The 12,890-nt window shown below is 69.0% G+C and carries 10 protein-coding genes; 5 read left to right on the top strand and 5 right to left on the bottom strand.

Annotated features, from left to right (window positions below):
• Positions 1 to 288: 288 nt before the first annotated feature.
• Complete coding sequence (locus GRC12_RS33765; RefSeq protein ID WP_208783599.1) at positions 289 to 2,361, top strand: carbohydrate-binding module family 20 domain-containing protein; 2,073 nt, start codon at positions 289 to 291, stop codon at positions 2,359 to 2,361.
• 48 nt (positions 2,362 to 2,409) lie between these two features.
• On the opposite strand, the gene GRC12_RS33760 is transcribed toward GRC12_RS33765, so the two are convergent.
• A complete protein-coding gene (locus tag GRC12_RS33760; RefSeq protein WP_208783598.1) occupies positions 2,410 to 3,135 on the bottom strand; it encodes an SDR family oxidoreductase in 726 nt (241 codons plus the stop codon).
• A gap of 104 nt (positions 3,136 to 3,239) precedes the next feature.
• Between GRC12_RS33760 and GRC12_RS33755 the strand changes: the two genes are divergently transcribed.
• Positions 3,240 to 4,088 (top strand): LysR family transcriptional regulator, encoded by an 849-nt coding sequence (locus GRC12_RS33755; RefSeq protein WP_208783597.1) that lies wholly within the window; start codon positions 3,240 to 3,242, stop codon positions 4,086 to 4,088.
• An 18-nt stretch (positions 4,089 to 4,106) separates the two neighbouring features.
• Here the strand turns inward: GRC12_RS33755 and GRC12_RS33750 are convergent, their stop codons facing one another.
• From GRC12_RS33750 to GRC12_RS33735, 4 genes are all read right to left on the bottom strand, one after another.
• The gene (locus GRC12_RS33750; protein ID WP_208783600.1) at positions 4,107 to 5,783 is read right to left on the bottom strand and encodes a glycoside hydrolase family 13 protein; all 1,677 of its coding nucleotides are present in this window, start codon (positions 5,781 to 5,783) and stop codon (positions 4,107 to 4,109) included.
• Positions 5,784 to 5,950: 167 nt separating this feature from the next.
• Positions 5,951 to 6,859, bottom strand: coding sequence for a sugar ABC transporter permease (locus GRC12_RS33745; protein ID WP_208783595.1), 909 nt, complete (start codon positions 6,857 to 6,859; stop codon positions 5,951 to 5,953).
• A gap of 13 nt (positions 6,860 to 6,872) precedes the next feature.
• Positions 6,873 to 7,823 (bottom strand): carbohydrate ABC transporter permease, encoded by a 951-nt coding sequence (locus tag GRC12_RS33740; protein ID WP_244374193.1) that lies wholly within the window; start codon positions 7,821 to 7,823, stop codon positions 6,873 to 6,875.
• 100 nt (positions 7,824 to 7,923) lie between these two features.
• Entirely contained in the window at positions 7,924 to 9,198 is a 1,275-nt protein-coding gene (locus GRC12_RS33735) for an extracellular solute-binding protein (RefSeq protein WP_208783593.1), read from the bottom strand.
• Positions 9,199 to 9,535: 337 nt separating this feature from the next.
• Here GRC12_RS33735 and GRC12_RS33730 point away from each other — a divergent pair, with 337 nt between their 5' ends.
• From GRC12_RS33730 to GRC12_RS33720, 3 genes are all read left to right on the top strand, one after another.
• Positions 9,536 to 10,570, top strand: coding sequence for a LacI family DNA-binding transcriptional regulator (locus GRC12_RS33730; protein WP_208783591.1), 1,035 nt, complete (start codon positions 9,536 to 9,538; stop codon positions 10,568 to 10,570).
• Between the two features lie 131 nt (positions 10,571 to 10,701).
• Positions 10,702 to 11,562 (top strand): phosphatase PAP2 family protein, encoded by an 861-nt coding sequence (locus tag GRC12_RS33725; protein ID WP_208783590.1) that lies wholly within the window; start codon positions 10,702 to 10,704, stop codon positions 11,560 to 11,562.
• Positions 11,563 to 11,813: 251 nt separating this feature from the next.
• Positions 11,814 to 12,869 carry a UDP-N-acetylmuramate dehydrogenase gene (locus tag GRC12_RS33720; protein ID WP_208783583.1) on the top strand — a complete coding sequence of 352 codons (1,056 nt, stop codon included), beginning with the start codon at positions 11,814 to 11,816 and terminating at the stop codon, positions 12,867 to 12,869.
• Positions 12,870 to 12,890: the final 21 nt, after the last annotated feature.

Genomic DNA, 12,890 nt, shown 5'->3' with positions numbered 1-12,890 from the left:
GGGGGCGGGGTGGCCGCCCGGGCGGCCAGTGGCTGGATCAGGGCGGCGGCAACGGCCACGACGGTGACGGCCGCGACCCGTCTCGCTCTCGGTATCACAGGCGGTAACTCCTTGCGATGACGGCTCTGTTGGGTCCGACCCCGCGCGACCGTATCGCTGCCGAAAGGTTTACAGCAAGAGTCTTGAAACTCATAGCAAGAAGTTTCAACGCCAATCTTGACGTGCCCTTCTCAACTGCCCCACTCTCACCACTGGTTGAAACCCAAACACCCCTCATCGGAGCCGCACATGAACAGACACCACCCCCCAGGTGTCTTCCGGCGCACGGCGACCGCCGTGGCCGCCGGCACGCTGGCCCTCGCGGGCGCCGTCGCGCTGCCCGCCGCCGACGCGCACGCGGACACCACCGCCAAGGGCGACGTCATCGCCAACCTCTGGGAATGGAACTGGGACTCCGTCGCCTCCGAGTGCACCCAGGTGCTGGGCCCCGCGGGCTACGGCGCGGTGCAGGTCGCGCCCCCCGCGGAGTCCCTCAAGCAGTCCAGCTACTACTGGTGGGACGTCTACCAGCCCTACTCCTACGACCTGAACAGCCGCTTCGGGACGGCGGCGAAGTTCGCGTCGATGGTGAGCACCTGCCACAAGGCCGGCGTCAAGGTCTACACGGACGCGGTGATCAACCACACCGCCGCCCAGACCGGCACCGGCTACAACGGCACGACGATCAGCAGCAAGTACGACACCCGGGAGTGGGACCGCGCCGACTACCACGACTCCTCGGACTGCCCCACCTCCGACCTGACCATCCAGGACTACGCGAACCTCACCCAGGTCCAGAACTGCGAACTGCTCGGCCTGCCCGACCTGCGGACCGGCTCCGACCACGTCCGCACCGGCATCGCCGACTACCTCAACTCCCAGCTCGCCCTGGGCGTCGACGGCTTCCGCGTGGACGCGGCCAAGCACATCCCGGAGGCGGACCTGGCGGCGATCGAGTCGAAGCTGACGAACACGACGTCCGGGACGGCGCCGTACGTCTTCCAGGAGGTCTACCCGGGCTCGACCCCGCAGCCGGCGGACTACTACGCCTCCGGGGACGTCCTCGACTTCACCTACGCGAGCAAGCTGAAGTCGGCCTTCCAGGGCAACGTCAGCGACCTGGCGTCGATCGAGAGCAGCGGCATCCTGCCGGCCGCGAACTCGGTGTCCTTCGTGACCAACCACGACACCGAGCGCAACGGCCTGCACCTGTCCTACAAGGACGGGGACACCTACAAGCTCGCCAACCTCTTCCAGCTGGCCTACAAGTGGTCGACGCCGACCGTGTACGCCAGCTGGGAGTGGACGCAGAGCGACCAGGCCCCGCCGAACTCCTCGGGCTTCGTGACGAACACGGACTGCGCGAGCGGCTCCTGGTACTGCCTGGACCGGGACACCGCGGTGGTCGGCATGGTGGCCTGGCACAACGCGGCCGACAAGGCGGCCGTCTCCAACTGGCAGACCAAGTCCTCCACCGTCATCGGCTTCGGCCGCTCAGGCGCGGGCTTCTTCGCCCTCAACAACGGCTCCTCATCGGCCACTTACACCTTCACCACCGGAATGGCGGACGGCACGTACGCCAACGTGATCGACGGCGGCGCGAGCAAGGTGACGGTGTCGGGCGGCAACGCCTCGATCACCGTCCCCGCCAAGAGCGCGGTCGCCTTCTACAACGCCTCCTACACCTGCACGGTCGGCTGCGAGGACACCGGCGGCGGCTCCTCCGGCTCCACGGTCGAGGCCACCTTCAACGAGTACGCGCCCACGACGTCCGGCACGAGCGTGTACGTCGTCGGCTCCATCCCGGCGCTCGGCGGCTGGGACACCTCGAAGGCGATCCCGCTGTCCTCCTCCGGCTACCCGGTCTGGTCGGGCGAGGTGAGCGTGCCGATCAACACGTCCTTCACCTTCAAGTACCTGAAGAAGGACGGCTCGGGGAACGTCACCTGGGAGTCGAACGCCAACAGGTCCGCCACGACCACGTCATCGGCGGTCTCCCTGAACAACTCCTGGAACGTGGCGGACACGGACGCCACCGACGTCACCTTCCACGAGACGGCGACGACCGACTGGGGCACCAACGTCTACGTCGTCGGCTCCATCGCCTCCCTCGGCTCCTGGAACACGAGTGACGCGATCCCGCTGTCCTCGGAGTCCTACCCGACGTGGAGCAAGCTGGTGATCGTCCCCAAGAGCACGGCCTTCACGTACAAGTACGTCAAGAAGGACGGCTCCGGGAACGTGACCTGGGAGTCCGGCACCAACCGCTCGTTCACGACGGGCAGTTCGTCGGGGTACTCCACGAGCGACACCTGGAAGTAGCTCGCAAGGGGTGCGACCGCGCCATCAGTGGTCGCACCCCCTCCGACATCACCAGGGCACCTCCCCCGCGTCCTCGAAGAAGCCGCCACTCGGGCCGCCGTCGGGCAGGGTGGCGAGCCGGATCGCGATCGCGGCTCCCTGCTGCGGCGTGCGGACGCCGTGGAAGCCGTTGAGGTCGGTCGCGCAGTAGCCGGGACAGGCCGCGTTGATCAGGATGTCCGTGTCGCCCAGCTCCTTGGCGTACTGCACGGTCACCGCGTTGAGGAAGGTCTTCGAGGGCGCGTAGGCGACGGCGATCGGACCCAGGTCGATACCGGGCGTGGTCTGCCGGGTGAGGGAGCCGACGCTGCTGGACATGTTGACGATCCGCGGCGACGGCGAGCGCCGCAGCAGCGGCAGCATCGCGTTGGTGACGCGGATGACGCCGAGCACGTTGGTCTCCACCGCCGCCCGTACCGTCGCCACGTCGACCGTGGTGGGCAGCTGCTCCATGCCGCCGGTGATGCCCGCGTTGTTGACCAGCACGTCCAGGCGTCCGGCGCGGTCCTCGACCAGCTTCGCCGCCTCGGCCACGCTTCCGTCGTCGGTCACGTCGAGCGGTACCCCGAACGCGTCCACACCTGCCGCCCGTAGCTTCGCCACGGCGCTCTCGCGCCGCTCCTCGTCCCGGGCGCCGACCCCGAGCTGCCAGCCCAGGGCGCCCAGGCCCGCCGCGATCTCGTATCCGATGCCCTTGTTCGCGCCGGTCACCAGCGCGATCGTCTGTTCGCTCATACCGTCGATCCTGGTCGAGCCCCGTGGGCGCGGGCCAACACCGATCGGGTGGGCGGCGATACCGCCCGGGTATCGATCCAGGTGCGGCCGAGTACGCTGGCGGTGTGGAGACGCGTGAGCTGCGGTACTTCGTCGCCGTCGCGGAGGAGCTGCACTTCGGCAGGGCCGCCGCGCGGCTCGGGATGGCCCAGCCTCCGCTGTCACGGGCGATCAGCCTGCTGGAACGGCGCCTCGGCGCCACGCTTTTGGAGCGGACCAGCCGTGCGGTCACCCTGACCGAGGCCGGTGCGGTGCTGCTCAGGGAGGCCCGGGCGGCGCTGGACGCGGTGGAGGCCGCCGAGCGCCGCACCCGACGCGCCGCCCTCGCGGCGACCGGCCGCCCCGGCGTGGTCCTCGCCACCAAGGCCGGCGCCTCCAGCGAGCTGCTGGCGAAACTGCTCGACGCCTACGCCGCCGAACCCGACGCGGTCGCGGTCGATCTGCTGCTGTGCGGGATCGGCGAGCAGGAGGGCATGCTGCGCGACGGCCGGGCCGATGTGGCGCTGCTGCATCTGCCGTTCGACACCACGTCCGGCTTCGACACCGAGGCGCTCCGCACGGAGGAACAGGTGGTGATCCTGCCTGCCGGACATCCCCTCGCCTCGCGGACCGAGGTACGGACGGCCGAGGTCACCGAGCTGCCCGACCTGCCGCTGCCCCGCTGGCCCGAGCGCGACGGAACCTACCCGGAGGGTCCCGGACCACAGGCCCGGGACCACGCCCAGTTGCTCCAGCTGATCGCGCTCGGCCGCACCTGCTGGATCGCGCCCGAGTCGAGCCGGAACCAGCTGCCGGACGGCCTGGCCGCCGTGCCGGTGGTGGACGCCCCGGCGGTCACGACCGTCATCGCCTGGCCGCCGCACAGCCGCTCCCGAGCCGTCGCCGGCCTGGTCAGAGCCGCGACCCGGCTCTGACCAGCCCCGCGTGTTCCGTCACTCCGCCGTGAACCACACCGTCGTGTCCGCCGGCACCTTCGTCTCGCCGTCCGCCTCCGTCACCTCACCGCTGGCCAGCAGGACACGGCCGTACGCCGGAGTGGTCACCGACTCACCGCCGGTGTTGGCGACGCACACGAACTCCCCGCGCCGGAAGGCGAGTACGCCCTCGGGGGCGCGCAGCCACTCCACCGAGTCACCGGCGCCGAGGTCGGGGTGGTCACGGCGGACGGCGAAGGCCTCGCGGTACAGCTCCAGCGTCGAACCCGGCGTCCCCGTCTGCGCCTCCACGCTCAGCTCGCCCCAGCCGGCCGGCTGCGGCAGCCAACTCCCGCCGCCGCCGAAACCGTACGACGACCCCGTGCGGGTCCACGGGATCGGCACCCGGCAGCCGTCCCGGAAGCCGTCCTGGCCGGCGCCCCGGAAGTACGCCGGGTCCTGGCGCACCTCGTCCGGGAGGTCGACGACGTCCGGCAGGCCGAGCTCCTCGCCCTGGTAGACGTAGGCCGATCCGGGCAGCGCGAGCATGAGCAGCGTGGCCGCCCGGGCCCTGCGCAGCCCGAGTTCGCGGTCGCCGGCCAGCCGGATCTGGGTGCCGAGGCCGGGCGGGTTGGCGAAGCGGGTGGCGTGCCGGGTGACGTCGTGGTTGGACAGGACCCAGGTGGCGGGGGCGCCGACGGGACGCATCGCCTCGAGGGTGCGGTCGATGACCTCGCGCAGTTCGCTCGCGTCCCAGGCCGTCGCCAGGTACTGGAAGTTGAAGGCCTGGTGGAGCTCGTCGGAGCGGACGTAGTTGGCGGTGCGCTCGACGGTCGGGGTCCACGCCTCGGCGACGAAGATCCGCTCACCGCTGTACTCGTCGAGGATCAGCCGCCACTGGCGGTAGATCTCGTGCACACCGTCCTGGTCGAAGAACGGCATGACATCGTTGCCCAGCAGCTTCACCTGGTCGTGGGTGCCGAGGTCGGGCAGACCCGCCGCCTTCACCAGGCCGTGGGCCACGTCGATGCGGAAGCCGTCGACGCCCATGTCCAGCCAGAAGCGCAGGATGGAACGGAACTCGTCGCCGACGGCCGGGTGTTCCCAGTTGAAGTCGGGCTGCTCGGGGGCGAAGAGGTGCAGATACCACTCGCCGGGGGTGCCGTCCGGCTCGGTCACCCGCGTCCAGGCCGGACCGCCGAAGATCGACTCCCAGTCGTTGGGCGGGAGTTCGCCGTTCGCGCCCTTGCCCGGACGGAAGTGGTAGCGCTCGCGCAGGGGCGAGCCCGGGCCTTCCCTGAGCGCCCGCTTGAACCACTCGTGCTGGTCGGAGGAGTGGTTGGGCACCAGGTCGACGATGATCCGCAGACCCAGCTCCCGCGCGTCACGGATCAGCGCGTCCGCGTCGAGCAGGTTGCCGAACATCGGATCGACGGCCCGGTAGTCGGCGACGTCGTAACCGGCGTCGGCCTGCGGGGAGGCGTAGAAGGGGCTGAGCCACACGGCGTCGACGCCCAGATCACGCAGGTACGGCAGTCGGGAACGTACGCCTTCCAGATCCCCCATGCCATCACCGTTGCTGTCGGCGAAGCTGCGCGGATAGACCTGGTAGATCACCGCGTCCCGCCACCAGTCGCTGCGCTGGGCTTTGGCGGGGTGCGGTGCCGGGGCGATGGCGGTGTGCTGCTGGCTCATGGCGTCCTTGGTACGTAACAGGGTCATGGGGTCAGGTGTGACGAGACGGCCGCGGTGACAGCGGGGTCGGATGGACACCGCGGCCGTCTCGGGTTTCGGGTGCGGCGCCGTCGTGGTTGGTCGCGCAGTTCCCCGCGCCCCTTACGGGGCGCTGCTGAACCGGCGGATCAGCCCTTCGTTCCGCCGGCGGTGAGGCCGGTCACCAGGTTCTTCTGGACGAGGTAGAAGAACGCGGACACCGGTATCGCGATCAGCACCGCCGTCGCGGCCATCAGGTTGCGCTGCGCGTCGTGCTCGCTGACGAAGGTCTGCAGACCGACCGCGAACGTGTACTTCGTGTCGGACAGCATGAACGTCGACGCGAACGCGACCTCGCCGAAGGCCGTGAGGAAGCTGTAGAAGGCCGCGACCGCCAGGCCCGGCTTGGCGAGCGGCAGGATCAGTCGCGCGAACGTGCCGAAGGGGGTCAGCCCGTCGACGCGTCCGGCCTCGTCGATCTCGAACGGGATGGTGTCGAAGTAGCCCTTGAGCAGCCAGGCGCAGTACGGCACCGCGGTCGAGCAGTAGACCAGGATCAGTCCAAGGTAGCTGTCGATGAGCTCGAGGTCCGAGAGGATCTGGTACATCGGCACCATGAGTACGGCCACCGGGAACATCTGGGTGAGCAGAAGCACCCACATGAACTTCCGGTAGCCCGGAAAGCGCATCCGGGAGACCGCGTACCCGGTGGTGGCCGCGATCAGCACGCCGATGACCGTCGTGCCCAGCGAGACGATCAGCGAGCTCTTCAGCCAGTCGAAGAACTCGGTGTGCCGCAGCACGAACGAGTAGTTGGTGAACGTCATCTTCTTCCAGATACCGCCCGGATGGAGGTAGTCGTCCTTGTCCGGGCCGAGCGAGAGGAAGATCAGCCAGACGATCGGGAAGAGCGCGATCAGGCTGGCGACTATCAGGATGCCGTGCGAGGCGAGCTTCCCCGGCAGGCTCTGCTCGCCCCGGCGCCGGAAGCGCCGCCCGGCCGCTGCGGGGCGGGCCTCGCGCACCTCGGCGGAGGTCTCGACGGTGGTCGTACTCATGGGAACTCCTGCCTCAGATCGCGAGCTGCTGCTCGTTGCGGTTCAGCCAGCGGCGGTAGAACGAGGTGAAGACGATCAGGATGGCCAGCAGCAGCATGCCGTAGGCGGCGGACTGTGCGAAGTCGCGCGGCTGCTGTCCGAAGCCGAGGTAGTACGCCCAGGTGACGAGGATCTGCGCGTCGGGGGCCGTGTTGCCGAACAGCAGGAAGATCACCGCGAACTGGTTGAAGGTCCAGATGATGCCGAGGAGTACGACGGTGGAGCTGACCGACCTCAGACCCGGAAGAGTGACGAAGCGGAACCGCTGCCAGGCGCTCGCGCCGTCCATCTCGGCGGCCTCGTACAGCGAGGTGTCGATGGACTGCAGGCCGCCGAGCAGCGAGACCATCATGAACGGCACACCGCACCAGGTGTTGACCATGATGGCGGCGAACCGCTGCCAGAAGGTGTCCTCCAGCCAGTCCGGCGTCGGCAGGTGGAGCGTGTGCAGGAACGAGTTGATGATCCCGCCGTCCGCGAGCATGAACCGCCAGCCGAAGACGGTGACGAAGGTCGGCACGGCCCAGGGCAGGATCAGGACGAGCCGGTAGAAGGTGCGGCCGCGCAGCTTCTGGTCGAGCAGCAGGGCGAGTCCGAGACCGATCGTGTAGTGCAGGGTGACACACAGGGCCGTCCAGACGATCGTCCAGATGAAGTGCGACCAGAAGCGGTCGTAGGAGGTCGGGCCGAACAGGATGTCCTTGTAGTTGTCGAGCCCGATGAACTTGTACGTGGCGTCGATGTGGTTGACGCCGATCGTGCGCGCGGTGTTGAGGCTGTTGGCGTCGGTGAGCGTCAGATACAGGCCGTACACCAGGGGGTACAGCACGAGGACGCCGAGCACGACGGCCACGGGGGTGATCATCGCGTAGGCGTACCAGTGCTTCTGGTAGCCGCGCTTGAGGCGTTGGACGACGACTGTCATGGTTCTCGGCACCTTCGAGGGGATCAAGGAGTACGGCGCGCAGGCCGGTGGCCGCCGGGTCCCTCCCCCGTGTTCAAGGGATCCGGCGGCCACGCGGGGCTTACTTGCTGAAGTCCGGCACCAGCTTGGCGATGGCCAGCTCAGCGTTGCTCAGGCCCTTGTCCAGGGACTCCTTGCCGCCGGCGATCTTCGGCAGCTCGGTGTCCAGCGGACCCCACAGGGAGCTGTACTCCGGCAGCGCGGGGCGCGGCTGGGCGGCGGGCAGCACGGTCTGGAAGCCGGCGATGCCCGGGTCGGCCTTGACCTCGGCGGTGTAGGCGTCGTCACGCGTCGGCAGCGTGGAGTTCTTCAGCGCGATCTCGGTCTGGGACTTCGCGGAGGTCATGAAGTTGACGAACTTCAGGGCCGCCTTCTGGTGCGCGGAGTCCGAACCGGCGTACACCGACAGGTTGTGGCCGCCGGTCGGGGCACCCGCCTTGCCGGTGGAGCCGGCCGGGACGGTGGCGATGCCGAGGTTGGACTTGTCCTTGAAGGCGCTGCCCTTGTAGAAGTTCGTGATCTCCCACGGGCCCTGGATGATCGCGGCGACCTTGCCGTTGACGAACGCGTCCTGGATGTGGGCGTAGGCGTCGGCGGTGGTGTCCGCCTTGTGCAGGCCCTTGCCGGAGAAGAGGCTCAGCCAGGTGCCGTAGGCCTTCTTCGCGGCGTCCGAGTTGACGGTGATCTTCTTGGCGGAGGCGTCGACGGTGTCGGTGCCCTCGCCGTAGAGGAAGGTCTGCGCGTAGTAGGCCTGGGTGGAGCCCCAGTAGCCGTCGACCTTCGCCTTGTCCTTGACCTTCGCGGCGTCCGCCTTCAGCTCGTCCCAGCTCTTGGGGGCGTCGGTGATGCCGGCCTGCTTGAACAGGGCCTTGTTGTAGACGAGGGCGAGGGTGTCCGTGACCAGCGGGACGCCGTAGGTCTTGCCCTCGTACTGGGCCTGCTTGACCAGGTTGGGCTGGAACTTGCCCTGGTCGGCGAGGGCCTCGGTGCCGTCCAGCGGCAGGAAGTAGCCCTTCTTGGCGAAGGCGGGGGTCCAGCCGACCTCGGAACGCAGCACGTCCGGCGCGCCCTTGGAACCGGCGGCGGTGTCGAACTTGTTCTGCGCCTGGTCGAAGGGGACGTTGACGTAGTTGACCTTGATGCCCTTGTTGGCGGCCTCGAACTCCTTGACCAGGGCCTTGTAGGTGGGTGCCTCATTGGTGGCGTTGGAGGTGTCCCACCAGGTGATGGTGACCGGACCGTCCGACTTGCCGCTGCCGCTGTCGCTCCCGCCGCAGGCCGTCGCCGCGAGGGCGAGGGACGCCACCAGCGCGGTGGCCGCTATGCCACGCCGCATGAGTTCTCCTTGAGGGTGAGCCCGTGTTACTGCCGACTGCGCCGTCGCGGCGGCCGGGCGTCAGGGAACGTAACAGCGATGAAAGCTGCGCGAAAGACCTTGCAGCAAAAAACTGCAAGAGACGCCGGAAGTTACCTCGCCGTGACTCCTCATCAACCCCGACGAGACCCGACAACAGGCGGCTCCGCGGCCCTGAGCGGCCGGGAGCCGGGTTGTGCAAGACTCTGCAAGCTCTTGCCATCCGGCTCCGGCACGGGAATCATCCCCATGCGGGACAAGGGGCACCGACCAGAACAGAGGGACCGCGATGACGATACGGCCGGTACAGTCCGGTGCCGTGACCACACGGCTTGCCGACATCGCCGCTCAGGCGGGGGTGAGCGAAGCGACCGTCAGCCGCGTCCTCAACGGCAAGCCGGGCGTCGCCGCCACCACCCGCCAGTCCGTGCTCGCCGCCCTGGACGTGCTCGGCTACGAGCGTCCCGTACGGCTGCGGCAACGCAGCGAGGGCCTGGTGGGCCTGATCACCCCGGAGCTGGAGAACCCCATCTTCCCGGCCCTGGCCCAGGTGATCGGCCAGGCGCTGACGCGGCAGGGCTACACCCCGGTGCTCGCCACCCAGACCCCCGGCGGCTCCACCGAGGACGAGCTGACGGAGATGCTCGTCGACCGAGGGGTGGCCGGCATCATCTACGTCTCCGGACTGCACGCCGACACCACCGCCGACATGGAGCGCTACGAACGGCTGCGCGCCCAGGGCGTGCCCTACGTCCTCGTGGACGGCTTCTCGCCGAAGGTGCAGGCCCCGTTCATCTCCCCCGACGACCGCGCGGCGATGACGCTGGCGGTGACCCACCTCGTCTCCCTCGGCCACACCCGCATCGGCCTCGCCCTCGGCCCGAAGCGTTTCGTGCCGGTGCAGCGCAAGATCGAGGGCTTCGTCCGCGCGATGCAGGACCAGCTGGGGCTGACCGCGGAAAAGGTGGAGACCGACCTCGTGCAGCACTCGCTCTACACCCTGGAGGGCGGCCAGGCGGCCACCACCGCGCTGATCGCCCGCGACTGCACGGCCATCGTGTGCGCGAGCGACATGATGGCGCTCGGCGCCATCCGCGCGGCCCGCCAGCACGGCCTCGAAGTACCGCGGGACATCTCCGTTGTCGGCTTCGACGACTCCCCGCTGATCGCCTTCACCGACCCGCCCCTGACCACGATCCGCAAGCCGGTGCCGGCGATGGGCCAGGCGGCGGTGCGCACGTTGCTGGAGGAGATCGGCGGTACGCCCGCGCCGCACAGCGAGTTCGTCTTCATGCCGGAACTGGTGGTCCGGGGCTCGACGGCCTCGGCACCCGGCGACCGGAGTCGTCCTTAGGGCGGAGAAGTCACCGCTTTCCCCAGTGCGCTGGGAGTAGGCACGCACGTCCGTGTGTTGTAGAACATGCGCCCTGGACAAGACCGGGGGATGATCGGTGACAGAACGCATTTCTGGCAGACTTTGTGTCTATGGGTGACTCGACCGTGACCAGTCTGGAAGACCGTGATCAGACGGCCGTTCCGGACCCCGTCACGGCCCCGGACAGGCCGCGGTTCCTGCGCCGACTGCGCACCCCGCGCAGACCTCGCCTGTGGTTCGAGATCCTGCTGATCGGCGTGAGTTACTACACGTACTCACTCATCCGCAACGCGGTACCGGAGCAGCGAGACGAAGCCCTGCGCAACGCCGACTGGATCTGGAAGACCGAGCACCATCTGGGCATCGCCGTGGAGGAGTCGGTCAACCACGCGGTCAACTCCGTGACTTGGCTGATCGTCGGCATGAACTACTACTACGCCACCCTGCACTTCATCGTCACGCTGACCGTCCTGGTATGGCTCTACCGCAGCCACCCGGGCCGCTACGCGGCGGCGCGACTGGTGCTCTTCGCCACCACCGGTGTGGCCCTGGTCGGTTACTACCTCTACCCCCTCGCCCCGCCCCGCCTGATGAACGGCAGCACCTTCATCGACACGGTCACGGCTCACCAGACCTGGGGTTCGATGGCCTCCGGCGACCTCAAGCACATGTCCAACCAGTACGCCGCGATGCCGTCCATGCACATCGGCTGGTCCCTGTGGTGCGGCCTGACGATCTTCGCCCTGGCCAGGCTCCCCTGGGTCCGCATCCTGGGCCTGCTGTACCCGGCGGCCACCCTGATGGTCATCGTCGCCACGGCCAACCACTTCTGGCTCGACGCGGTGGGCGGCATCCTCTGCCTGACCTTCGGCTTCACGGTGGCCCGCCTCTGGTACGGCGCACTGCCGTACTCCCTCCCCCGACATGTCCCGAGCGCCCCGAAGAGGCGACCGCTGCCAACGAGGGTGTAACCACAGCGGAAAGGCGAGAAGCCGACCGCCGCCGACGAGGGTGTGACCACTCGCCCACGGCGGAAAGGGGACGGGGCGGGGGGTGTCCGCCCGCAGCGTCGGGCGTCAACAAACAGCACCGCATGACTAACAGCACCGCCCGACCGAGGACGGACACCCCCCGCCGCGGCACCGACCCCCCACGGCGAGCAGTGCGCGACGCAAGCCCCCACCGAACCCGCGCGGGCCGCCGCAGGCATACCCTTGGGCCCGTGCAGGAACGACACGACGCCCCCCTCGCCCCGCTCACCACCTTCCGCCTCGGAGGCCCGGCCAAGCGCCTGATCACCGCCACCACCGACGCCGAAGTGATCTCAGCGGTCCGCGAGGCCGACGCCGCCCGGACACCGCTCCTGCTGATCGGCGGCGGCTCCAACCTCGTCATCGCCGACAAGGGCTTCGACGGCACCGCCCTCCGCATCGCCACCACCGGCTACGAACTGCGCGGCACGACCCTCGAACTCGCCGCCGGCGAAGTATGGACCGACGCCGTCGCCCGCACCGTCGACGCCGGCCTGGCCGGCGTCGAGTGCCTGGCCGGCATCCCGGGCTCCGCCGGCGCGACCCCCATCCAGAACGTCGGCGCCTACGGCCAGGAGGTCTCCTCCACCATCACGGAGGTCATCGCCTACGACCGCCGCACCGCCGAGACGGTGACCCTCACCAACGAGGACTGCGCCTTCTCCTACCGCCACAGCCGCTTCAAGGCCGACCCCGAGCGCTACGTCGTCCTGCGCGTCCGCTTCCAGCTCGAAGACGCCGACGGCCTCTCGGCACCGATCAAGTACGCCGAGACGGCCCGCGCCCTGGGCGTGGAGCCCGGTGACCGCGTCCCCCTGGCGGACGCCCGCGACACCGTACTGAAGCTGCGCGCCGGCAAGGGGATGGTCCTGGACCCCGAGGACCACGACACCTGGTCGGCCGGCTCCTTCTTCACCAACCCGATCCTCACCGACGACCAGTTCGCCGAGTTCCACGCGCGCGTGCGGGCCCACTTGGGCGAGGGCACCGAACCGCCCGCCTACCCGGCGGCAGAGGGCCACACCAAGACCTCCGCGGCGTGGCTGATCGACAAGGCGGGCTTCACCAAGGGCTACGGCACCGGCCCGGCCCGCATCTCCACCAAGCACACCCTCGCCCTCACCAACCGCGGCGGCGCCACCACCGAGGACCTGCTGTCCCTCGCCCGCGAGGTCGTCACCGGAGTCCGCGAGACCTTCGGCATCACGCTGGTCAACGAGCCCGTGACAGTGAACGTCAGCCTGTAGCGCCCCGCCTCCAGCCCGCCC

The organism is Streptomyces griseorubiginosus (assembly GCF_017614965.1).
Classification (GTDB): domain Bacteria; phylum Actinomycetota; class Actinomycetes; order Streptomycetales; family Streptomycetaceae; genus Streptomyces; species Streptomyces griseorubiginosus_B.
Note: the sequence above shows the minus strand (reverse complement) of the source record. Positions and strands in the feature narration are given on the sequence as shown.